This is a genomic window from Chitinophaga pinensis (genome assembly GCF_007896845.1).
Classification (GTDB): Bacteria; Bacteroidota; Bacteroidia; order Chitinophagales; family Chitinophagaceae; genus Chitinophaga; species Chitinophaga pinensis_C.
The window spans coordinates 95,295-120,391 of sequence record NZ_VOHS01000008.1 but is presented as its reverse complement, the minus strand read 5'-3'; the positions used below and the strand labels follow the sequence as shown (position 1 = coordinate 120,391).

Annotated in this window: 14 protein-coding genes; 11 read left to right on the top strand and 3 right to left on the bottom strand. The window is 45.1% G+C overall.

What is annotated here, in order from left to right; translation table 11 throughout:
• Positions 1–81 precede the first annotated feature (81 nt).
• The 9 genes from FEF09_RS10690 to FEF09_RS10650 all read left to right on the top strand — a co-directional run bounded on the left by FEF09_RS10690 (position 82) and on the right by FEF09_RS10650 (position 18,130).
• Positions 82–6,228, top strand: coding sequence for an alpha-2-macroglobulin family protein (locus FEF09_RS10690; protein ID WP_186774285.1), 6,147 nt, complete (start codon positions 82–84; stop codon positions 6,226–6,228).
• A gap of 181 nt (positions 6,229–6,409) precedes the next feature.
• Positions 6,410–8,785, top strand: a complete 2,376-nt coding sequence (locus tag FEF09_RS10685) for an ABC transporter permease (RefSeq protein WP_146305099.1) — start codon at positions 6,410–6,412, stop codon at positions 8,783–8,785.
• A 28-nt stretch (positions 8,786–8,813) separates the two neighbouring features.
• Positions 8,814–9,869 (top strand): NAD(P)/FAD-dependent oxidoreductase, encoded by a 1,056-nt coding sequence (locus FEF09_RS10680; RefSeq protein ID WP_146305098.1) that lies wholly within the window; start codon positions 8,814–8,816, stop codon positions 9,867–9,869.
• 87 nt (positions 9,870–9,956) lie between these two features.
• Positions 9,957–11,705, top strand: coding sequence for an aspartate--tRNA ligase (aspS, locus tag FEF09_RS10675; protein WP_146305097.1), 1,749 nt, complete (start codon positions 9,957–9,959; stop codon positions 11,703–11,705).
• A gap of 210 nt (positions 11,706–11,915) precedes the next feature.
• Positions 11,916–12,446, top strand: a complete 531-nt coding sequence (locus tag FEF09_RS10670) for a glucosaminidase domain-containing protein (RefSeq protein ID WP_146305096.1) — start codon at positions 11,916–11,918, stop codon at positions 12,444–12,446.
• 164 nt (positions 12,447–12,610) lie between these two features.
• Entirely contained in the window at positions 12,611–13,927 is a 1,317-nt protein-coding gene (locus FEF09_RS10665) for a hypothetical protein (RefSeq protein ID WP_146305095.1), read from the top strand.
• Positions 13,899–15,173 carry a GDSL-type esterase/lipase family protein gene (locus FEF09_RS10660; protein WP_146305094.1) on the top strand — a complete coding sequence of 425 codons (1,275 nt, stop codon included), beginning with the start codon at positions 13,899–13,901 and terminating at the stop codon, positions 15,171–15,173. The genes FEF09_RS10665 and FEF09_RS10660 overlap by 29 nt, the downstream gene beginning before the upstream one ends.
• On the top strand, positions 15,170–16,654 hold the full coding sequence (locus tag FEF09_RS10655; RefSeq protein ID WP_146305093.1) for an MBOAT family O-acyltransferase: 1,485 nt from the start codon (positions 15,170–15,172) through the stop codon (positions 16,652–16,654). Before FEF09_RS10660 ends, FEF09_RS10655 begins: the two co-directional genes overlap by 4 nt.
• Before the next feature lie 168 nt (positions 16,655–16,822).
• Positions 16,823–18,130, top strand: coding sequence for a porin (locus FEF09_RS10650; protein ID WP_186774284.1), 1,308 nt, complete (start codon positions 16,823–16,825; stop codon positions 18,128–18,130).
• Between the two features lie 2 nt (positions 18,131–18,132).
• On the opposite strand, the gene FEF09_RS10645 is transcribed toward FEF09_RS10650, so the two are convergent.
• From FEF09_RS10645 to FEF09_RS10635, 3 genes are all read right to left on the bottom strand, one after another.
• Entirely contained in the window at positions 18,133–19,179 is a 1,047-nt protein-coding gene (locus FEF09_RS10645; RefSeq protein ID WP_186774283.1) for a sensor histidine kinase, read from the bottom strand.
• 146 nt (positions 19,180–19,325) lie between these two features.
• Positions 19,326–20,009, bottom strand: a complete 684-nt coding sequence (locus tag FEF09_RS10640) for a response regulator transcription factor (RefSeq protein WP_012788898.1) — start codon at positions 20,007–20,009, stop codon at positions 19,326–19,328.
• A 171-nt stretch (positions 20,010–20,180) separates the two neighbouring features.
• Complete coding sequence (locus tag FEF09_RS10635) at positions 20,181–20,927, bottom strand: DUF1003 domain-containing protein (RefSeq protein WP_146305091.1); 747 nt, start codon at positions 20,925–20,927, stop codon at positions 20,181–20,183.
• Positions 20,928–21,052: 125 nt separating this feature from the next.
• Here FEF09_RS10635 and FEF09_RS10630 point away from each other — a divergent pair, with 125 nt between their 5' ends.
• Both FEF09_RS10630 and FEF09_RS10625 read left to right on the top strand, forming a co-directional pair.
• Positions 21,053–23,254, top strand: coding sequence for a hypothetical protein (locus FEF09_RS10630; RefSeq protein WP_146305090.1), 2,202 nt, complete (start codon positions 21,053–21,055; stop codon positions 23,252–23,254).
• Between the two features lie 71 nt (positions 23,255–23,325).
• A complete protein-coding gene (locus FEF09_RS10625; protein WP_146305089.1) occupies positions 23,326–25,095 on the top strand; it encodes an ABC transporter ATP-binding protein in 1,770 nt (589 codons plus the stop codon).
• Positions 25,096–25,097: the final 2 nt, after the last annotated feature.

Here is a 25,097-nt window from a genome sequence, read left to right as displayed (position 1 = left end):
CAAACTGAATATCAAATGCTATCCCACATGCGTTTAATCGGAATTGCTTTTATTTTATTAATCCTAAGCTGTACAACCGCTATGGCACAGTTCAACTATGACTCGCACTGGAAGAAGGTAAAAGAGTTAAATGACAAGAATCTATTTAAATCGGCCCTGCAGGAACTGGACGCCATTGCTGAAAATGCCTCAAAACAACAGCATGAATCTCAGTTACTTAAAGCGTACATCTACAGAATCAGGTATGCAGCTGAAGTAGAAGACGGTATCGCTGCGAATGGACAGGTGGCCCGCTGGAAAACCCAGTCGTTTTCCCCTGCCTCCCGTGCTATACTGAAAAGTATACAGGCAGAGTCGCTTATGAGATACCTACAGAATAACAGGTATGAATTGTACAACCGCACAGACGTACAGGGGGATACTTCTATGGATGTATCTACCTGGAGCGAAGCCCGTCTGCATCGTGAAATTGCGGCCGCCTATGCTGCCTCTCTCAAAGATGTGGAAGTACTGAAAAAGACAGATATCAGCAAATACGACGATATCATAAAAGAAGGTGTAGGCGGTACCCGTAAACTGCGGCCTACCCTGTATGACCTGCTTGCACACCGTGCGCTGGATTATTATAAATCAGGTGAGAGTCTGGTGACCAGTCCGGAGAATCAATTCGAAGTGACAGATCCGGCTGCATTTGCCCCGGCGGCCGTTTTTATGCAGCATGCATTCGTTACGACCGATACAGTCTCCCTGCAATATAAAGCACTCCTGTTATTACAGGACCTGATGCGCCTGCATGCGAAAGAAAAAACATCCCTGCTGAATCTGGATCTTGAAAGAACAGCCTGTGTGAATCAGGTGTCTGTAATGCCTGAAAAAGATGCGGCTTATCTGGCTCTGCTCAAATCGCAGGAACAGGCCTATGCCGGTGAAAAGGAAGTAACACAGGTGCTCGCACAACTCGCCAGCTATTATTATACACAAAGCAATCAAAAAGATGCTGCTAATATAGACGGAATGACACCGTCTGAGGCATCTAAGAAAGCAAAAGAATTGTGTGAAAAAGGCGTTAAACTGGCCCCCGGTTCAGTCGGTAGCGCTAATTGCGGTGACCTGCTGGCAAACATCAACAGGAAACAATTGCAGTTGCAAACGGAATTGGTAAATCTTCCGGATCAGCCTTTCCGTACACTAGTGACCTATCGTAACACCGATAAGATCTATCTGAGAGCTGTACGTATTGATGAAGATTTTCGTGCCGCATTGCGTGCTGCACAGAATGACTATCGGGATACGACAAACCGTTACTGGCGCCTGATGCTGGAAAAGCAGCCTGTTAAGACCTGGGAGCAGGGACTGACAGGAACGGATGATTACCGCTCACATTCCGCCGAGATCAAAATAGATGCACTGCCATTAGGTATGTACATGATCGTGGCCAGTGTCAGGAAAGAATTCTCATTGAAAGAAAACATGCTGGCAGTACAGTTTGTGCATGTTTCTAACATTAGTTACGTACTGCATGAGTATAATGAAAGTGATATCATTAACAGATACTACGCGCTCCATCGTCAGACGGGCCAGCCATTGCCAGGCACCAAACTGAAAATATGGGCGCAGACCAATTCAGGGAATAAAGAAAAAATAACCCTGTCTCAGACTTACACCGCAGGAAAGGATGGCTCAATGGATGTGAAGTGGGAGAACAACCGTGAGAATGTAAGACTGCAATGGATCAATGGAAATGACGATCTGTTTATAGACAATCACAAATACGTATACAGTTATAAATACCAGCAGGAGTCCGATGAAATGAAGGATCAGCATAGTAGTTTCCTGTTTACAGACAGAGCTATCTATCGTCCGGGACAAACGCTGTATTTCAAAGGGATTGTATTAGCTAAAAAAGAGAAAGGCAGTCGCATGGTAACTGATCTGCATACTACCGTGCAGTTGTATGATGTGAACGGAGAACTGGTAGACAGCATCAAAGTTACTACAGGAGAATTTGGTACTTATGCTGGTAAATTCACATTGCCAACCGGTCGCCTGAATGGTGAATTCCACATTCAGGAAGCTGGTGGAGAAGGTTACACGACCTTCAATGTTGAAGAATACAAACGGCCTAAATTCTATGTAGAATTTGAGCCGGTACGTGGTACATATCGCGTGAATGATTCTGTAAAAGTTACAGCAAAAGCACTGGCCTACGCTGGTAATAATATCGATGGTGCAAAGGTAGAATACAGGGTAGTAAGAAGAGCACGTTTCCCTTATCCATGGATGATGTGGAGAATGCCTTATCAGAGCGCTTCCCTTGAGATTGCACACGGAGAAGCAAAAACTGGTGCAGATGGTACATTCAATGTGACGTTTCCTGCATTACCTGATCTGAAAATACCAGCTTCACTGAAACCGATCTTTACCTATGAAGTATCTGCGACAGTAACAGATCTCAATGGTGAAACACATAGCGGAGATCAGACGGTGAATGCAGGATATCAGGCATTGGAAGTAAGGATTAATCTGGCAGACAGGGTACAGGCAAAAGACCTCGATTCTGTCAGCATCGTTACACAGAATCTCAATGGCAATTTCGAATCAGCGAATGTAGCAATAACTGTTAGTCCGGTAAAACCTTCCGCACGTCTGTTGAGAAGCAGATACTGGGACAAACCTGATCAATTTATCATCCCACAGGTGGAATACGAAAAACTGTTTCCGCATGATATCTACAGAGATGAAAATGAAAAGGAAAGCTGGGCGAGAGAAAGTGCTGTGCTGACACAATCAGCCACTACCAGTGCGCAGTCAAGAGTAGCATTGGATAAGCAGAAATTAGCCGCTGGCTGGTACGAACTGAAAGTAAGTACGAAAGACAAATACGGCGAAGAAGTAACGCAGAAGCAGGTGTTTGAAGTGATAGATCCGGAAGCGAAGAAACCATCCTATCCGGTATATGTATGGAAATACAGCGATATCAAAAGTATTGAACCCGGAGAAAAGAGACAGTTGCGCATTGGTTCATCTGCAAAAGATGTATACGTATTAGAATTATCACAACATCCTGACAAGAAAGAACTGTTTAGCAGCTTTGCTATCAATAGCAGTATTGAAAACAAAGACTACACTGCACAGGAAAGTGACAGAGGTAATGTAGTATTCCAGTATGCGTTTGTAAAAGATAACAGACTGTATACAGTGGCAGAAACAGTGAGTGTGCCATGGACCAACAAAGATCTGGATATCACTATAGCTTCACATCGCGACAAACTGCAACCGGGAGAGAAAGAAAAGTGGCAGGTAAAGATCAAAGGTTATAAAGGGGAGCAGGTAGCAGCAGAGATGCTGGCTTCCATGTATGATGCATCATTGGATGAATTCCGGATGCAGAGCTGGACAGCACCGTCATTGAATCCTTATCTGGATGCTTTCAGATACTGGACAGCTGCAGATAACTTTCAGGCGGCACATTCCATGTTGCGTGATGATATCAGGGAGAAAGCAAGACCATCCGCTACGCCATTCTCTTATGATGATATTGACTGGTTTGACTGGTATTTGTCAGGCGCCTATGTATTGCTGCAGGATAAAAATGCGACACAGCAAGAGATTAGCATAGTCGGATATCAGCAGGAAAGAAGAAGGGTGATGAAACGGGCGCTTGCTGGTAGAGTAGCAGGTGTTGTCGCCGCAGAAAGTGCAATGGCGGTACCGGCTCCGGCAGCGCCAGCAAAGGAACAAGCAATGCTTATGGGTGCTAATGGCGCAAAATCGTTTAAAACAGTGGAAGGAGATGCTAATGGCATCGATCCGGGTTTGCTTGATGAATCTGTTGTAGTTGGATATGGCGCTAAAGCTGTTAAAGAAGAAGTAAAAGTACAGCCGCGCAAAAACTTCAACGAAACCGCGTTCTTCCTGCCTGATCTGCGCACAGATAAAGACGGCAATATCACTTTCGAATTCACTGTGCCGGAAGCATTGACCCGTTGGAAATTCCTGTCACTCGCGCATACAAAAGATGCGGCATTCGGTACTGCTGAAACAAGCATTGTTACGCAGAAACCATTGATGGTACAGCCGAATGCACCACGTTTTATGCGTGAAGGCGATAAGATCGAATTCTCCGCGAAGATCAGCAATCTGGCAGATAGCACTTTACATGGTGAAGCCAGACTGGAACTGCTGGATGCAACGACTATGCAACCGGTAGATGGCTGGTTCCAGAATATATTCCCTACACAACATTTCACTGTTGAGAAAGGACAAAGCACGGCTGTAAATTTCCCGGTACAGATTCCATTCAACTTTAATAGTTCATTAGTATACCGTGTAGTAGCATTGGCGGGTAAATACAGCGATGGCGAAGAAAACGCATTGCCCGTATTGACAAACACCATGCTGGTAACTGAGACATTACCACTTTCTATGCGTGGCGATGGTACCCGTAATTTCTCAATGCCTAAGCTGCTGAAGAGCGGAGAATCTGAGACCTTACAGCAACATACTTTTACACTGGAATTTACATCAAACCCGGCATGGTATGCCGTACAGGCACTGCCTTACCTGATGGAATATCCTTATGAATGTTCTGAACAGATCTTCAACAGATACTATGCAAACACACTTGCTACGCATATCGCGAATGCAATGCCGGGTGTAAAAAGCATGTTCGAAAAATGGCGTACAACGGATACTTCAGCATTGCAGAGTAACCTGCAGAAAAATGAAGAACTGAAATCGGTATTGTTGCAGGAAACACCATGGGTACTGGAAGCAAAGAATGAAGCAGAGCAGAAGAAACGTATCGCCTTGCTGTTTGATCTGCAGCGAATGAGCAGTGAGCAACACAGAGCGATCGAACAGTTAAAGGAACGTCAGCTGAGCAGCGGTGCATTCCCATGGTTTAATGGCATGTGGGAAGACCGTTATATCACACAATACATCCTTGCCGGTTTAGGCCGTTTACGTGAAGTGGGTGCATTGGGTGAGAAAGAGCTGGAAGATGCAGATGATATTCTTTCCAATGGTATCCACTATGCAGATAAAGTAACCGATGAAAGCTATCACAGACTGAAACAGTCTAAAGCGGATATGAACGCACAGCAGATCGGTTATATCGAAACACATTATCTGTATACACGTAGCCTGCTGAAAGACCAGCAACCCCTGTCTGCTGAATTCAGAGAATCCTACCAGTATTATATCACACAGGCGAAGAAGTACTGGACGAAATTCAGTATCTATCAACAGGCGATGCTCGCATTTGTATTTAACAGAAGCGGAGATAGTAAAACGGCAATGGATATTGTCCGTTCCCTGAAAGAACGCGCTATCAATAATCCTGAAACAGGTATGACATGGAAGGAAATGCGCGGTGGTTACTGGTGGTATGAAGCACCGGTTGAAACACAGTCTATGCTGATCGCCGCCTTCAAAGAGGTAAACAACGATTCAGTAGCGATTGGTGATATGAAAACATGGTTGCTGAAAAATAAACAGACCAATAGCTGGAACACAACCAAAGCAACGGCAGACGCATGTTATGCCATGCTGCTGGGTGGTAGCAACTGGCTGGAAGCAACACCGGAAGTAAGCATCAAAGCAGGTAACACGACTGTAAGCAGTACGACAGAAAAAACGGAAGCAGGCACCGGATACTTTAAAAAGCAACTCAATACAACTGAAGTGAAACCTGCTATGGGTAACATCGCAGTGACTGTGAAAGGCAGTAAAGGACAACCTTCATGGGGAGCCGCTTACTGGCAGTATTTTGAACAGCTGGATAAAATCACGGGTGCTGAAACGCCTCTGAAACTGGAGAAACAGTTATTCATTGAAAAGAATACAGCAAATGGCGCGGTGTTAACAGCCATTGAAGATGGCAACAGCCTGAAAGTGGGTAACAAAGTAAAAGTACGCGTGGTAATGCGTGTAGACCGCGACATGGAATACGTGCATCTGAAAGATATGCGTGCTGCCTGCTTTGAGCCGGAAAATGTGATCAGTGACAGTAAATGGCAGAATGGTGTGAGCTATTACGAAAGCACAAAAGATGCAAGTACTAATTTCTTCTTCAGCAGTTTGCCAAAAGGTACCTATGTGTTTGAATATACTTTGTTTGTAACACATCAGGGTAACTTCAGCAATGGTATCAGCACTGCACAGTGTATGTATGCACCTGAGTTCAGCGCACACAGCGAAGGTATCAGAGTGAAAGTGACTGAGTAACACATACCTTTGTCAGATAAGGAGAGCGGATGGGCAACCATCCGCTCTTTTTTTTGGAACCGGACATGTTTGTATCGAAACCGGACAATAGATGGTTTTTAATCTATTGATATTCAGGAGTATTTTGCGTGGCATTCTTTTGGAGCCCCTTCCTGACAGCTATCATATAAAAACGAGCAAAATGTTCAAAAGTTACCTGAAAGCCACATTTCGCAGCCTCTGGAAAAACAAAACCTTCAGCTTCCTGAATATATTCGGACTGGCTATGGGTATTGCATGCGCCGGCGTCATCTTCCTCTGGGTAGAAGATGAGCTGAATTATGATAATGTGCATCTTAAGAGGGATAGCCTGTATGAGGTAATGACAAACGCCGACTATGCCGGCGACATCCGGACGTTTGGTTCTACTCCCGGATTGGCTGGTCCGGCTATCCGCGAAGAGATATCGGGTATTGTAAACAGTTGCCGGATGACGGATTTCTCACCTTCTTTCCTTTTTAATACCGGTGATAAACCTGTATATGCAAGTGGCAGATATGTAGACGCAGCATTCTTTTCTATGTTCACCATTCCCTTTACAGAAGGGAATCCGGCTACGGCGTTTAAAGAACCATATTCCATTGTCGTTTCACAGCAGGCGGCCAGAAAGATCTTTGGTGACGATAAGAATATTGTAGGGAAGCGGGTGAAAGTGGATAATAAACAGGAGTTTCTGGTAAGCGGAGTAATGAAAGATCAACCGGAAAACAGCTCTTTTCGTTTTGAATGGGTGGCTTCATTCGATCTGTTTTTTCAACAGAATAAAGTTTCATTGTCTGTATGGGCGAATAGCTCTCCGCTGACATTTGTTGAATTAAGTCCGCATGCAGATATCGCTGCCATCAATAAACAACTTTATTCCTTCATACAACGAAAATCGGAGGGGGCCAGCAACCGTCTGTTTCTCTTCAATATGAATGACTGGCGGTTGCATGGCAATTTTGACAATGGTAAACCTGCAGGTGGACGTATTACCTATGTCAGGATGTTCTCCCTGCTGGCGTGGATCATTCTGTTAATCGCCTGTATCAATTTTATGAACCTTGCCACAGCCCGTAGTGAAAAGCGTGCAAGAGAAGTAGGTGTGCGTAAGGTGATGGGGGCCGATAAGAAAGGGCTGGTGATGCAGTTCATTGGCGAAGCGATCCTGATGGCCGCCATGGGTTGTGTACTGGCAATTGTACTGCTTGCACTCATATTGCCCGTTGCCGGTCCGCTGGTAGGTAAAACGCTGAATATCGGACTTAATAATCCTGTGCATCTGATAGCATTGCTTGCAGTGACGCTATTATGTGGATTGATCGCTGGGAGTTACCCGGCATTATACCTTTCATCTTTCAATCCTGTAAGTGTATTGAAAGGAATGAACCTGAAGGTTGGCGGTGCCGGCTTTATCAGGAGAGGGCTGGTCGTATTGCAGTTTTCTGTGTCGATCATTTTAACCGTCTGTACGGTTGTGATCTATCAGCAGATACATCATGTGAAGAGCCGTGATATCGGTTTTCAGAAAGAGCGGCTGATCAGTATAGACCTGAAGGGTAATATCGTGCATAATTATGCAGCCGTCAGGCAGGAGTTATTAGGGACAGGTGTAGTGGAGAATATTGGTCTTTCAGATCATCCCACATTGTATGATGGTAATAATACCAGTTCGCTTACCTGGCAGGGAAAGCCTGAAAACAGTGAACTGATTGTGTCAACAAGACTGGCTAGTCCGGGATTTTTTAATACAATGGGAATGCAGCTGATAGAGGGGAAAGATTTTAATGAAGGAAGCACAGATAAACAGTCCGTCGTTATTACTGCCTCGCTGGCAAAAAAAATGGGAACAGGTAGTGCTATCGGGAAGACGATAGAAATGCCAATGGATGACGCACCTTCTATGTTCCTGACGGTAACAGGAGTAGTGAAAGATTATGTGTATGGTAATATGTATGGCACCTCTGATCCGGTGTTATTTTACAATATGCCGGAGGCCGCTAATGTGATGTATCTGCGTCTGAAGTCTTCCGTAGCGCCGGAAAAGGCTATTACTGCTATAGGGAAGATCATGACAGCTGCGAATCCGGCTTATCCCTTTGAATATACATTCGTAGATGATCAGTTCAACAACATGTTTCAGTCAGAAATGCTGGTCAACCGTTTGTCCCGTGTATTTGCGATATTGGCGCTGATCATCTCCTGTCTTGGATTGTTTGGACTTGCGGCTTATACTGCCGAGCGTAGAACGAGAGAGATTGGTATCAGGAAAGTGCTGGGCGCCAGTGTTACAGGAATCACCACTTTACTTTCCGGAGAGTTCCTGAAGCTGGTATTGATCTCTTGTGTGGTAGCGTTTCCTTTCGCATGGTGGGCTATGTCGGTCTGGTTACAGCAATATGCTTACCGGGTGGCCATACATTGGTGGGTATTTCTGTTGGCGGGGCTGGCGGCAGTGCTGATCTCTTTGTTGACGATCAGCTTCCAGTCAGTAAAGGCGGCACTGATGAACCCTGTAAAGAGCCTGCGGGCGGAATAGCCGGAAAGGGTTGTATTTTGCAGCCCAAATGAAAGTAGATTTTCTGATCATAGGGCAAGGCATTGCCGGTACTATACTGAGTTATACGCTGATGCAGGCGGGGCAGTCAGTGCTTGTCGTGGATGAGTATAAACCCAATAGTGCATCACGCGTAGCGGCAGGAGTGGTTAACCCTGTATCCGGCCGCCGGTTTACCATTGCATGGGAGTATGATGCAATATATCCGATAGCGGTAAAAGTCTACCGTGACCTGGAAGCCCTGTTGGGCATAGCTATTTTCCACGAAAGGGATATTTATAATGTACTGCCTTCCGAACAGCTGAAACAGGCGTTTATGGAGCGGACGGCCGGACTATCTTATATGGAAGATCCGTCAGAAGAGCGGATTGCCCGATATGCGCCATGGCTGGACCAGCCTTTTGGCGCTGCTATTGTAAAAGGTGGCACTGTCCGTCTCAGTGGGTTATTACCTGCGTGGAGGATCTACCTGAAAAGCCGTAATAGTCTGTTGCAGGAAAGATTCGGGCTCTCCCGGCTGGAAGTAAATGCTACAGGTGTCACCTATGGTGATATCAGCGCCCGCTACCTGATCTTCTGCGAAGGCGCAGCGATTGTCAATAACCCCTGGTTTAACTATATCCCGTTCCTGCTGAATAAAGGTGAGGTTTTGAATATAAGGGTACCCGGTTTTTCTACAGCTGATATTGTAAAAAGAAGTGTGTCACTGGTACCTCAGGGAGAAGATACCTATTGGGTAGGATCAACCTTTGCCTGGGACTTCCCGGATGAAGCGCCTACAGCAGATAAGCGGGAGTATCTGGAAAAAGGGCTGCAGCAATTATTGAAAGTGCCTTATGAGGTATTGGATCATGTGGCTGCGGTACGTCCCTCAGGAACGGACCGCCGTCCTATGATGGGGCTACACCCGGAATCGCCTGTTTTAGGTATATTTAACGGGCTTGGTACCAAGGGTTCGTCCCTTGCACCTGCTATGGCAGCGGAATTTGTAGCGCATATCCTGCAAAAAGAGCCGCTACGGCCGGATACAGACATTAAACGGTTTTTTAACAGGTATAAGGGGTAGAAATGCTGGCGGCAAACTGTATCTTTGCCCACCGTTTGGGCCTCGACCCCCCGGAAAACAAAAAGTTGAACTTTATAATATAATTATATGTACAGAACGCACACTTGCGGCGAACTACGACTCGAGCATCAGGGCACACAGGTATCGTTGTCTGGCTGGATACAGACAATCAGGAAATTCGGAAGTATCACATTTGTCGATCTGCGTGACCGTTATGGCATTACGCAGCTGCTGTTCGGAGAGTCTTTCAATGATCAGCTGGACGCACAGCCGCTGGGCCGTGAGTTCGTTTTACAGGCAAAAGGTACTGTAACTGAGCGTTCTAATAAAAACCCAAATATTCCTACCGGAGATATCGAAATCACGATAAGTGAGTTTACAATACTGAATGCAGCTAAAACGCCTCCTTTCACTGTACAGGATGATACTGATGGTGGAGACGAGCTGCGTATGAAATACCGTTACCTTGACCTGCGTCGTAACATCGTAAAGCAGAACCTTGAACTGCGTTACCGTGTGAACAGATCAGCGCGTAACTATCTGGACAGCAGAGGTTTTATGGATATTGAAACCCCTTTCCTGATTAAGTCTACACCAGAAGGCGCCCGTGACTTCGTGGTACCAAGCCGTATGAACCCTAATGAGTTCTATGCGCTGCCACAGTCTCCGCAGACCTTCAAGCAGTTGCTGATGGTGAGCGGTTATGACAGATACTACCAGATTGTGAAATGTTTCCGTGACGAGGACTTACGTGCTGACCGTCAGCCGGAGTTCACACAGATTGACTGTGAAATGAGCTTCGTTGATCAGGAAGACATCCTGCAGACTTTTGAAAACATGATGAAACACATCTTCATGGAAATCAAGGGTATCAGCTTTGATGGCGCTTTCCCACGTATGACATGGGATGACGCTATGGAGTTTTATGGTAATGACAAACCGGACATCCGTTTTGACATGAAGCTGGTGAACATGAACGATACTGCTAAAGGCGCCAACTTCAAAGTATTTGATGAGGCTGAGCTGGTAGTAGCGATCTGTGCAAAAGGTTGTGCCGAGTACACCCGTAAGCAGCTGGATGAGCTGACTGAGTGGGTAAAACGTCCTCAGATCGGTATGAGTGGTCTGATTTATGCGAGATATAATGCAGATGGAACAATAAAAAGTTCTGTAGATAAGTTCTTTGATGAAGAGAAACTGAAGGGCTGGGCGGAGAAATGTCAGGCACAACCGGGTGATTTGATCCTGGTACTGGCAGGAAAAGAGGAGCGCACCCGTAAAGCGATGAGTGAATTGCGTCTGGAAATGGGCGAACGTCTGGGACTGAGAGACAAGAATGTATTTAAGCCATTGTGGGTGATCGATTTCCCGCTGTTTGAATATGCTGAAGAGGAAAACCGCTGGGTAGCCCGTCACCATCCATTTACCTCTCCAAAACCGGAGCATATAGAATGGATGAATGACCTGTCCAAGTATGCAGACATCAAGGCAAATGCGTATGATATCGTGCTGAACGGTACAGAAGTGGGAGGTGGTTCCATCCGTATATTCCAGCGTGACCTGCAGGAAAAAATGTTTGCAGCGCTGGGTATGAGCCCTGAGGAGGCAAACCATAAATTTGGCTTCCTGCTGGGTGCATTTGAATATGGTGCACCACCACATGGAGGTATCGCATTCGGCTTTGACCGCCTGTGCTCGCTGCTGGGTGGAAGTGAAACAATACGTGACTTTATAGCATTCCCTAAGAATAATTCCGGCCGTGACGTGATGCTGGACGCGCCGAGCGCGATTGATCAGGCTCAGTTGAATGAGCTTAAGATCAGCCTGGTGAAATAGACTGGCACGGAATTTGACTAAGTGGGTGGCACAAAGAACTGAATCCCCCTTGATGCTGATAAAACGGTGTTAAGGGGGATTGGTGCTAAGGAAAGAGTAGCCCCTAAACGACAGGAATTTAATTTAGAATAGATTATTAAATTTTAACAAGTTATAGTCATATTGTACAAATATTTCAACTATATTGCCAAAACAAAAAACAATTCTGCCATGACATCTAAGAAAATGTTCAGCAGGGGATGGTTTTGTGCAATGCTGGGTATACTTTTGCTGATAGGCAATTCGGCTTTTTCACAACGTTCGGTAACTAACTATGTGAAGAAGTACAAGCCTACTGCTATCCGTATTATGAATGAAACGGGTATACCGGCAAGTGTGATAATGGGCGTGGCTATGCTTGAGTCGGGAATGGGGACCAGTAAGAATGCAAAGTACTTGCACAACCATTTTGGGATTGTCGGACGTAACACCCTTCATAAACAGAAAGGAGTGGCCTACCGCTCCAGATATAAAGAGTTCGCCAGCGCAGAAGCGTCATTTGACTACTTTGCGAATATGGTGAGCAAAAAGAAGTGGTTCCCTTCCCTGAAAGGAAACACTGAATACAAACTCTGGCTCAAACACATGAATCATGCTGGATACTCTTCCGCAGGTCATGAATGGGTGAAGAGAGTTACAAGCATGATCAGTCGCTATAAATTGTACAAACTGGATGAGCAAATGGCATATACGGGGAGTTAATTTATAGTTTGTAGTTTTTATACGAACAATCAGATTCAGCAGCTATGTCCGGCAATAATAAATCTGCCTATCCTTTCTACATTACCGCGGGGACTTTAGTGTGTTTAGTGGCTTTGTCACTTTTCAATAACAGCTTTTCTATCCTGAATTTTACAACCCGTCCCGTGGACTTGTTGGCCGACGTCAGAAAGGACGCCCCTGTACCCCCTTCAGAAGAAATTGATACTACTACCTATGCTACAGTACCCGTTACTGGTACTACAGATACAGTTGTAACAGACGCTGTAGATTCAACGGCACTGGCAGCTATCCCCGATCCTGATCACCTGCATAACTTCGCTACCTATACGGGTATTCTGAATTATCATCCGCCAACTGGAAGTGACAGCACTGTCACAGCCGGGCTGGAACATTTCCTTGTGGCATTGGATGAACTGAAAGCCAAAAAAAGAAAGAAGGTGCGTATCGCTTACTTTGGTGATTCTATGATTGAGGGCGACCTGATCACAGAAGATCTGAGGGACAGTCTGCAAAGACTGTTTGGTGGACAAGGCGTTGGCTTTGTACCGGTAACTTCAGTGGTCGCCGGTTTCAGAACTACCATCACACATACATTTTCTAAAGACTGGAAAGATTATAGCTATAAACAATTGCCACCAGCCAGTCTGCCTCTGGGTATATCCGGACATACTTTTGTACCGGGAGAATCCAGCTGGATCAAATACCAGTCTGTAAAGAAACGCGGTCTGAGTAAATTTGAGCAGGTCAGCTTGTTATATGGACCATCCTCTTCCGGCAATATTTCCGTTAATAATAAGGCATATTCATTATCTGGTCGTCAGGCAGTAAACAGACTGTCGCTGCACGTGGATTCTGCTAACTCAAAAGAGGTGACCATCAAATGGGCCGGCGGTAGCGCAGCTCCTTTATATGGCGTTTGTTTTGAAGGAGATACCGGTGTTTATGTGGACAACTACTCTTTCCGCGGTATCAGCGGTATTGAGTTGGGAAAACTGTCTGGTAAACTGTTACAGCAGATGCAGTCAGAACATCCTTATGATCTGATTGTGCTGCACTATGGGGCTAACGTATTATGGAAACCAGAGCTGACCGATTATTCATGGTATGGCAACCCGATGAAAAAGGTACTGGATTCACTGCGTAATGACCTGCCTAACGCTTCTTTCCTCGTAATAAGTACAGCCGATAAATCATACAAGAAAAGTGGAAATTATGTAACCGCACCGGGCGTAACGGCGTTACTCAAAGTACAGCATGAGCTTGCAAAGGGACACGGCGCTGCCTACTGGAACCTGTATGCTGCAATGGGTGGACACAACTCCATGATCCGTTGGGTAGAAGGTGACACGGTGTTGGCCAATAAGGACTACACGCATTTTAACCGACAGGGAGCGGCCAGAGTAGGGGCGCTGCTGTATAAAGCGATGATGGATGAATATAAGCAGCTGGAACGCCAGTAAGAAAGGAATTATCAGTTTATTTACAGGAGTGTTGACTACCATTAGCAGCGTCGTTGCGGGGCAGAGCAATACTATTGCCCAGGATACGGCACTGTTCCGTTTCTTCAAGGCACTGCACCACGCTGATAGCAACGTTGTATCTGTTCTGCATCTGGGAGATTCCCATATACAGGCAGGCTTCTTTCCGTTTACTACTGCTTTCTTCCTGCAACAGGATTTTGGAAGCGCAGGCCGGGGATGGGTATTCCCCTATAACCTGGCCAATACAAATGGTCCTTCAGACTATCGTTGGAACAGTACCGGCAGATGGGACGTTGATAAGATCATTGACAGAAATAAGTCTACCGACATACTGGGACCGGGCGCTATTGTACTCACTTCCAGAAATGAAGCACCCGCATTGGCCTACAATGGCCGGGAGGAGGATGAAAAAATGGATAACAATATCCGTCAGGCAGAACTCTTCTATGATGCAGGCACAAATGATGCGCCGGTGACTATTCCGGGAGCAGGCGTTGATATATCCGCTACGCCATTTGAAGGTGCGGGTACAACGCTGAGAAAAGCTTCTGTTACCTTTCCCGAAGCTGTACAGTCCTTTCAGGTAAGATGGGACCGTCAGAATACACAGCCATTCCGCTTTTACGGCGCACTGCTCCAGAACGGGCATAATGGTGTGTTATATAGTGCTGTAGGGATTAACGGGGCGATGTTCCAGCACTATAATGATAACAATAACACCCTCGTCTCTGAAATGGAGGTGATGCAGCCACAGCTTGTTGTCATTTCTTTGGGTACAAATGAAGCTTATGGCGCATTAAACGCACAGGCATTCCGCACACAGATGGATGATGCCGTGAAGATGATCCGGAAATACCAGCCCAATGCCTGTATCGTGATGACTACACCACCTGAGTGTAAGCGCGTCAGCAAAAAAGCTTACCGGAAGAAGGTCGGTAAGAAATACAAGACATATTATCGTATTGCATATTATCCGAATCCTTATATAGCAGTCGTTACACAGCAAATGATGAGTTATTGCCGGGAGAACGGACTGGCCTGCTGGAACTTCAATGCTGTCAATAAAACGATGACAAAAGCTTTTGCCGGCGCCTGGGCAGGTGACCATGTTCACTTTAACGCCCGTGGGTATCAGTTGCAGGGTAAATTGCTGTACGAGGCATTGCGGAACAGCTATGACAAATATTTAAAAGTAGAAAAGACTCATAAAAATATCGCTGAATGATCGATGTTAATAAGCTGCTGGATATCCTACTGTACCATAAAGATGATCCATTACTGTTAAACAGCACTTTTTTCCTGTTTTACTTTGTCACTTTTTTACTCTGTTACCTTGCGGTATCATGGAGTAAGGAGGGAAGAGTTGCCGTATTCACCTTCTTTTCACTTTACTTCTTTTATAAAGCCTGCGGCATATTCGTAGGGCTTGTCATTCTTTCCGCGATCGTTGACTTTAATCTATCCCGAAGGATCTACGAGTCAGAAGACGACCGGAAGCGAAAGGGCCTGCTGATACTTAGTATCGTACTGAACCTCGGATTGTTGTTTTATTTCAAGTATACAGACTTCTTTATTGGTATCGTCAATCAGGTATCCAATGGTGATATTCCTTTGCTGAAGCTGATGCTTCCAATCGGTATTTCCTTCTATACATTTGAGAACCTCAGTTATACGGTTGATGTATACAGGAAGGAGTTTAAACCGGTTGACAATTTCATGGATTACCTTTTCTTCCTGTCATTTTTCCCAAAATTGATGATGGGACCGATTGTAAGGGCACATGACTTTATTCCGCAGATATCTAAACCGTATGAACTGACTTCAGAAGATATCGGAAAGGGGATGTACCTGATTATGGCAGGTCTGTTTAAGAAAATGGTGATCTCAGACTTCATCCATCAGAACTTCGTACAATATATTTTCGATGATCCATCCAAACACACCGGTCTGGAATGTCTGCTGGGGGTATATGGGTACGCGCTGATCATCTACTGTGACTTTTCAGGTTATTCCGATATCGCAATAGGCATTGCCCGCTGGACAGGCTTTAAGATCCCGGCCAACTTTGATTCTCCTTACCAGAGTTCCAACATTACAGAGTTCTGGCGTCGCTGGCATATTTCGCTGTCTTCCTGGTTGAGAGACTATCTGTACATTCCTCTGGGCGGTAACCGTAAAGGGAAGTTCCGTCAGTATATCAATCTTGGACTGACCATGCTGATCGGTGGTTTCTGGCATGGTGCGAACTGGAATTTCATTTTCTGGGGAGCGATGCATGGAGGTGCGCTGGCGGTAGATAAGGTACGTCTGGACTGGGTGAAGAAACGCGGTGGTGGTACAAGCGGCTGGCTGGGGAATCTCATGAAAATAGGTGGAGTTATCATCACTTTCCATTTTGTCTGCTTCTGTTGGGTATTCTTTAAGGCAAGTACTTTCCAGGATGCCTGGAACCTGTTACATCAGATAACATTTGATTTTCAGCCTGAAGTGTGGCTGGAGCTTTATAATGGCTATACAGCAGTATTCTGGGTAATGTTGCTGGGCTTTATCCTGCACTTCCTGCCCAAACGTGCTGAGGTGTTTACAGAACAGTCACTGGCAAGGGTGCCTGTTGTTGCTAACGTTGCGATTATGGTGTTATTCTTCTGGATCCTGATTCAGGTGAAGTCTACCGAGACGATGATGCCTATTTATCTGCAGTTTTAAATACCGGCCCCCGGGGCGTAATGATATGTAAGGGCTGTCCCGCCGAAGGGACAGCCCTTTTTATTTGGACCCGGCATACAACTGAAGCATCGTTTGGTTGTTAAGTTTTTGTTATCAGATTCTTTTTCCGTTGCTTTGCGCAAATTTTCCTGAATGCGACTAAAACATATGGCAATCATTTGCTTGCCTTTGTTATGCTCCGGTATTGCCCGGGGCCAGTTTCTGATGGACATGATCGATACGACCACCAGTGTGGGTAAAGGCATGTTCTCACTTTATCAGAAGTATGATGCTGTGCGTTTTAGTGGCTATATACAGCCACAGTTCCAGTATGCCACACATAAGGGGATAGATAGCTATGCCGCAGGTAATTTTCCCGATGAGGTAGATAACAGGTTTTCTCTGCGTCGTGGGCGTTTTCGTCTCGATTATGCGCGTTATGACGATGCCCATATGCCAGTGGTGCAATTTGCTTTCCAGTTTGATGGTACAGAAAGAGGGGTATTTATCCGCGATTTCTTCGGCCGTATTTTCGAGAATAAATGGGATGTATTTTCTCTGACCGCGGGTATGTTTGCCCGTCCGATCAGTTATGAGGTAAACCTGTCATCAGGAGACCGTGAGACGCCCGAACGTGGTCGTATGTCTCAGATCCTGATGCGTACGGAGCGTGATATCGGGGCAATGGTCAGTTTTGAGCCCCGACGTCCCAATCATCCCCTGAAGTTTATGAAAATAGACGTTGGTCTGTTTAATGGACAGGGCCTTACGGCCACCAGCGATTTTGACAGTCATAAAGACATCATTACCCGCTGGGCGATAAAGCCAATAAAACTGAACAGCCGTAACTGGCGCTTATCAGCAGCTGTTTCCATGTTGTATGGAGGGATGGAGCAGTTTACCAGAAATATATACAGAACAGGGCTGCAATCAGGCAAACCTGCCTATTACGTTGATTCTACAGCAAGTAATATGGGAAAGATCGCTCCAAGGCATTACTATGGAGCAGATATGCAGTTGCGCATTCCGAACGGGAAGGGGAAGGGAGCGACCGAGTTTCGTATGGAATACCTGCGTGGTACACAAACGGCAACCGCTGCTACTTCAGAGACCCCTGGTACCATTCCTGCCAGTGGCGGTGTAAATTCGCCTTTGTATATCCGCAAGTTTGACGGTGCTTACCTGTATTATATGCAAAACCTTGGTAATCCGAGAGATCTGATCGTGATAAAATACGATTGGTATGATCCAAACAAGAAAGCAAAAGGAAAAGAGATCGGCGCAGCCGGTAGTGGTATGTCGGCCGCGGATATCCGTTACAATACCCTTGGATTGGGATATGTACATTACTTCAATCCAAATATGAAGGTGATGTTGTACTACGACATTGTAAAGAATGAAGAGACTTCACTGGCCGGTTATACGGAAGACCTGCCGGATAATGTGTTTACCTGCAGGTTACAATACCGTTTCTAAGCTTATTCCCCTGATTCCAGTGTGAAACCGAAAGTAGAACCTATTTCAGGTTTACTGCGGATGTTGATGGTCTGACCGTGTGCTTCAATGATATGTTTCACGATAGCCAGTCCGAGACCAGTACCACCGATATCGCGGCTACGGGCTCTGTCTGTGCGGTAGAAGCGTTCGAATACACGTGGAAGGTGTTCTTCTGCAATACCAATACCATCGTCTGATATCTCTATCAGTACGCGTTTGTCATCCATTACATAGATGCTGGCGACTGTATGGCCATCGGTGCGGCCGTATTTGATGGAGTTGTCTACGAGATTGATCAGTACCTGTCTTACCTTTTCCTTATCGGCCATTACGTGTATAGGGGCTTCACAGCCTTTCTTCACGTTGAATTTGATGCCTTTGGTGTTGGCTTTGAGAGACAGGGTATCGAATACATCCTTGATCAGGTCCTGAATAACGAAGTTTTCCGCATTGATGGTCATTTCACCACTTTCCAGTTTGGATATTTCGTCCAGATCGTCTATCAGACGGCAAAGTCTGTCGATATTTTTGGTAGCGTTCTTCAGGAACAGCTTATTTACATTCGGATCTTCCAGTGCACCATCCAGCAGTGTATGTATATATCCCTGTACGGCGAAGATCGGCGTCTTCAGCTCGTGACTGAGGTTTAACAGAAATTCTTTACGGAATTCCTCATTACGGCGGAGGTTGTCGAGTTCCTCTTTTTTCTGGCTGGCCCATTTCTCTACGTCTTCACTTACTTCCTCGATCGTTTTCAGAGGCAGGATGTTCTTGTTGAAGAACTCTTCTCTCTTGGACGCTTTAGTCTGATAGATGAATTTATAGATGAGTTTTATTTTCCTGTAAATGAAGTTCTGCAGCGTATACAGATACAGGTAATAAGAGACGAGGAACGTCAGTAAGAAAGCAATCAGGACTATTTTCCACGGAGCATTGATCAACAAAGTGCCCAGCGTAATGATAGCTGAAAGTATGAGGGCAGTAAAACCTGCCAGTTTCTGCGGAGAAAGATTTTTGGCTTTAAACATACTCCAAAGTGAGTAATTGCTATAATAGCGGGAAATTAAACCAAATTTTTCACTTGACATAACACACAAGACTGGATACGCAATACCCGTTAGCGTATCGCCGTTACGAATAATGGTGGTTAAATGGTAGAGATTTGAGCAGAGATCTACATTTCGAATTTGTAGCCAACTCCCTTAACAGTGGTGATAAGGTCAATACCTATTTTCTGGCGTATTTTACGGATGTGCACATCAATAGTACGGTCACCTACAATTACTTCTGTACCCCATACCTGATTGAGAATCTCATTCCGGAGGAATACGCGGCCGGGTTTCGAAGCCAGTAACTGCAGCAATTCGAACTCTTTCTTAGCCAGAATGATCTCCTGACCTTTGTATGTTACGGTGAATTTTTCACGGTCGATAATCAGGTCGCCCAACTGTACCTGTGTATCTTCAGGTTTGTGCAGACGGCGGAAAAGCGCGTTGATACGGCTTACCAGCAATTTTGGTTTGATTGGTTTTGCGATGTAGTCATCAGCACCCATATTCAGACCATCAATTTCTGATTTTTCATCATTCAGGGCTGTCAGGAACAGCACCATAGTATCTTTAAACTCAGGCAATTTTCTAATTTCCCGGCAGGTATCGATACCGTTTTTGTTTGGCATCATGATATCAAGCATGATTAGGTCGGGGCGGAATACTTTCGCTTTCTGTACAGCTTCACTGCCATCCTTTGCCGTAATGGTATCATATCCTGCTGATTTCAGATTATAGCTGATAATTTCCAGAATGTCGATTTCATCATCCACCACCAATATTTTACCTGCAACCGCTTGGTCTATCATATACTTTGACTTTTTAAAGACGACACAAAATTATAACGTCGACTTTGCTATTAATGAAAAATTAACATTATCTAATTGTTAATTCGATCACAACGCAGAACAGTACAGGGATACAAGTAATACAAAAGTACAGCATTTCTGGCTGGCTTTGCTTATGGTATAATAGTATTATTAAACAGGTTTTTCATTCGTATGTTTATGGTTATTACCATTTCCTGCAAGTTTTTTTAAAGCCTGATTGACTTCATTCAGCATTTCCAGCTGCGTTTGTTGTATTTCCATCATATCCTGTTGCTGATGGAGGATCAGATGGTCAATCTTTTCGTGGAGGATCCTTACTTCCAGTTCTGACTTAAGATTGATCATATAGTCATTTTTCGCCCTTTGTCTGTCTTTCTCTTCCTGCCGGTTTTGACTCATCATGATCACGGGTGCCTGTAATGCGGCCAGACAGGACAGTATGAGATTCAGCAGGATAAAAGGATAGGGGTCAAAGCCTTTGTTGGCCAGCCAGTAAATGTTGACCGCCATCCAAAGTAAAATGAATACCAGAAAGGAAATGATGAATGTCCAGCTGCCACCGAAAGAGGCGATTTTATCGGCTACCCTTTGCCCGAAAGAGAAAGAGGCCGGATTTTCCCCGTCATCCAGTTTGTCGGTCAGCGTCTGATGCTCTTTTAGCTTTTCCAGCACCATTTTCTCCATCTCGGTCAGTTCACCGATCTCTTTGGAAAACAGGTGTTCCAGATACTTTTGCCTGTACTCATTGATTTCGGAGACGGCGAGGTGGGATTTCGTAGTGATCTGAGGATGATCTTTCTGTAAAAGCTCCAGGACATTCTTGCTGACAGCGCGGCAATGTACCTTCTCGGAAGCAGGGTATGTTTTTCCGGATAGATCACTGATAAACGTTTGCATGTGACACTCACTGTTTTGGATGCTCAAAAATACACCTAAAAGGCCGGAAATGCGGTGCTGTAGTATTTTGGTCGTAAATTTGCTATACTAGCTTTATAAAGTAAGAGTAAAGCCTATTTACATTAATGAAAAAATTTATAACTGTTATCTTATTGCTGGTTACCCTGCAGGTGACCCTGGTGCATGCTCAGACGACTCAGAAAATTGATATACCTATCGGACGAATTGGTTTCCATGATAATATCGATAAAGAACAGGCTGCCGCACTGAAATTTGACGGAAAGGCGGATGACCTGGTACGTGTTTCGGATGATCAGACGATCAATCTGCAGGTGACAGATGCGCTCGTTAAACAGATTGACGATATGCAGACCCAGATTGAACTGGATTCTGCTCTGGATCACCGTCTGAAGATCAAGTACCTGTCAGGTCTCTATGTAATGATCCACGATTATAACACCAAACGTGCCTATACTAGGATCGCTCCGGAAGAAGCGCCCGTAATGGTAACTGCTTATCGTGAGATGATGAAAGCTGATATCAAAGGGCAGAGTATCCTGCCTTATGTGTATCCACTGTCTTTTGATGCCGGTGAGCGCATGATAGAACCTTTCAAAGACAATCCCGGTTATAAGGACGCCCGTGGGGTATTATTTGCAAAATTTGCTTTCAATAACCTCGAAACGGTGATGTCTCAGATAGGCAACTATCTGGAATATCCGGCTACTGATTCTGTTATTGCAGCTGTAGCCAGAAAATACCCTAATCAGGTACTGACTTACGCTACTTCTTATACGCCGGTGGCAACCGCCATCAAAAAGAATCCCGATCCGATCGTACAACTGATCGTACAGATAGGTAATTCCGGTAATTCTACCCTGATTCTGCCGTTTATAGACGAACTGATGGCAGGAACAACAACCGTAGAAAAGCTTTCTGCTGTGGTAGAAAATGAGGATAAATACTTCAGACAACTGGTAAAAAGCGCCATTGTTCTGCAGCACAGAAAGAACAACGGAGAAAATATCATTGGTCTGAAAGCTATGTTGGAAAATATGCAGGCACGTTCCCTGCGTTACATCCGTGAGATGAACGACCTGCATGAAGAGCCTGCCAATGTACGTTTCAGAATAGTAAAAGACTTTACGCCGGAAGAACTGTACTATCTGATTGTTAACGGTCAGGAAGAACTCTATACTTCCAGTTATACCAACCATAACAACGCTGGTTTGTATGACCAGATGATGGCTCGTATGAAACCTCCACGTGGAGATAGTCTGCTGATGCTGGTGGAATTTGACAGGTTCAAGAAATTCATCGCCATGGCAGCAGGTTTCAATACACTCGACAACTTCCTGAAATCAATGGCGCCCGAGAATGCGAACTACCTCATGAAGAAGTATGTGAGCAGTCTTGAAAAAACGGAAGATCTGGAAGATGCGGTGGATGTTGCCAACTCATTCGGTAGTATCCGCGATCAGAAACTGCTGGCTTTCCTGCGCGAAGAAGTGCAGAAAAACTATACGTTCGTATCACGTAAGAAAGACAGAAGAGGTACTGTGATCTACGAACTGCTGGGCAGTCTTTTCGATACAGAAAACAATAGCGGCAGTGATTCAACAAAAGCGAGCCAGATGGCAGCCAAATTGCAATTGCCGCCGATCAACTTCGTGACCTATAATGCATTACTGAGCGATAGTGGCCGTGTATACCAGCAGGTATTCTTCTATGGAGATAAAGATGGTCATGATTCATATGTAAGCTTCATGGGTAACTTCCCGGCCAGCGAGTGGAAGATCAGCAAGAACAAGTACTGGACAACCATCCAGTCTACCAAAGGCAAGCCGATCACCATTTACGCCAACCTGCCACTGGAAGAGCCGGAAGATAAGACAGCAATTGAGAAGCTGAGCGAATATCTGGATGAAAATGATATTCATCCGACTGTCTTCATTCACCGTGGGCACAGTTATCATGTGAATACTACACTGGATAATCTGCAGAGTTCTGCCAAGATTGTGGTATTGGGTTCCTGTGGTGGTTACCATAACCTCGCAATTGTATTGCAGAAATCGCCGGAAGCACATATCATCTCTTCCAAACAGGTGGGTACACGTTTCGTAAATGAACCAATTATCCGCACACTGGATGAGACGATCCGTGCCGGTAAGAATGTGGACTGGGTACAGATGTGGGCTGCATTAGGTAAACGTTTTGCAGGTGATGCACGTAATAAAGAACTGTTCAGCGACTATGTGCCTCCGCACAAAAATCTGGGTGCTATTTTTATCAAGGCCTACAAACAGATCATGAAGGAAGACAAGTAAAGGAATTATGAAATAAAGAAAAAGCCCTCCGGCAACATTGCCGGAGGGCTTTTTCTTTATACTTTTGTACGGTGGAAAATACAGCGGTCAAGAAGGTTTTTGATATTAGCTTATTAAGGAGGATATTCACTTATGCAGTTCCATACAGGCGCTCGTTCTATCTTTCGATGTTCCTGACGGTGTTACTTGCCGTTATATCGCCCATGCGGCCATACCTGATACAGCTAACAGTTGATAAATATATTGCGGGTCAGTTAATGCAGATGCTGATCTACATCACTATCGTACAGGTGATTCTCCTGTTGTTGGAAACGGTCATGCGTTTCTACTTCTCCTATCTCACTAACTGGCTGGGACAGTCCGTTGTAAAAGACCTCCGTGTGGCGGTTTACAGAAAGATCGTCCACCTGAACCTCGGTTTTTTTGACAAGACGCCTATCGGTACACTAACGACGCGTACCATCAACGATATTGAGGCGATTAACGATGTTTTCTCAGAAGGGCTGATCTCCATAATCGCTGATATGCTTATGATCATTGCCATTCTGGTAGTGATGTTTATCGAAGACTGGCGCTTAACACTGGTAAGTCTTTCTCCTTTCCCGGTACTGATCATTGCGACCTACATTTTTAAGGAAAGTGTCAACAAGTCCTTTTACCGCGTGAGAAATGCGGTATCGGCACTGAATGCCTTTGTGCAGGAACACCTGACAGGCGTTGTGATTGTACAGGCTTTTACCGGTGAAAAACGTGAATACGCCCGCTTCCGCCAGATCAATAAAGAACACCGTACTGCCAATATTGATGCGATCTTTGCCTACTCCGTGTTTTTCCCTGTTGTGGAAATAATACTGGCTATTTCCCTCGGATTGATGGTATGGTGGGGTGCCAATAAAGTGCTTAACTATGAGGTGACACAAGGTGTGATGATTGCTTTTATCATGTACCTGAATATGTTATTCCGTCCGCTGCGTATGCTGGCAGATAAGTTCAATACCCTGCAGATGGGAATGGTAGCCAGCGAACGTGTGTTCCGTATCATGGACAGCGATGACCATATTACCGATAACGGCACGAAAGATGCCGCGGGTATGAAAGGTGCGATCACCTTCGACCATGTATATTTTGCCTATAAGGATGCAGAATATGTACTGAAGGACATTGACTTCAGCGCCAATCCGGGAGATACGATTGCAATCGTTGGCCATACAGGCTCCGGGAAAACGACCATTATCAGCATTCTGAACCGTCTTTATGAGATACAGAAAGGCCGTATTCTGCTGGATGGGACAGATATTAAGGACTTCACACTGAAAGCTTTGCGCAGTAAGATCGGTGTGGTATTGCAGGATGTATTCCTGTTTGCAGGTTCAGTGTATGAGAATATAACGCTTCGTAATCCGGCTATCAGCCGTGAACAGGTAGAGGAAGCAGCTAAGCTGATAGGATTACATGACTTTATTCTGCAGTTACCAGGTGGTTATGATTATCAGGTAATGGAAAGAGGAAGCACCCTGTCTCTGGGGCAACGCCAGCTGATATCCTTTGTACGTGCGTTACTCTATGATCCATCAATTCTCATACTGGACGAGGCTACTTCTTCAGTAGATACAGAATCCGAAATCCTCATCCAGCGTGCTATTGATAAGCTGATCTCCGATAGAACTTCTATCATCATTGCACATAGATTATCCACCATCAGTAAAGCCAGCAAAATCATTGTGCTGGATAAAGGAGAGATCAGGGAGATGGGTACCCATGAAGAACTATTGAAACTGGAAGGATTCTACTATAAATTGCACAGCATGCAGTTCAGACAGACAGGAGTGAATATGGGCTAGTT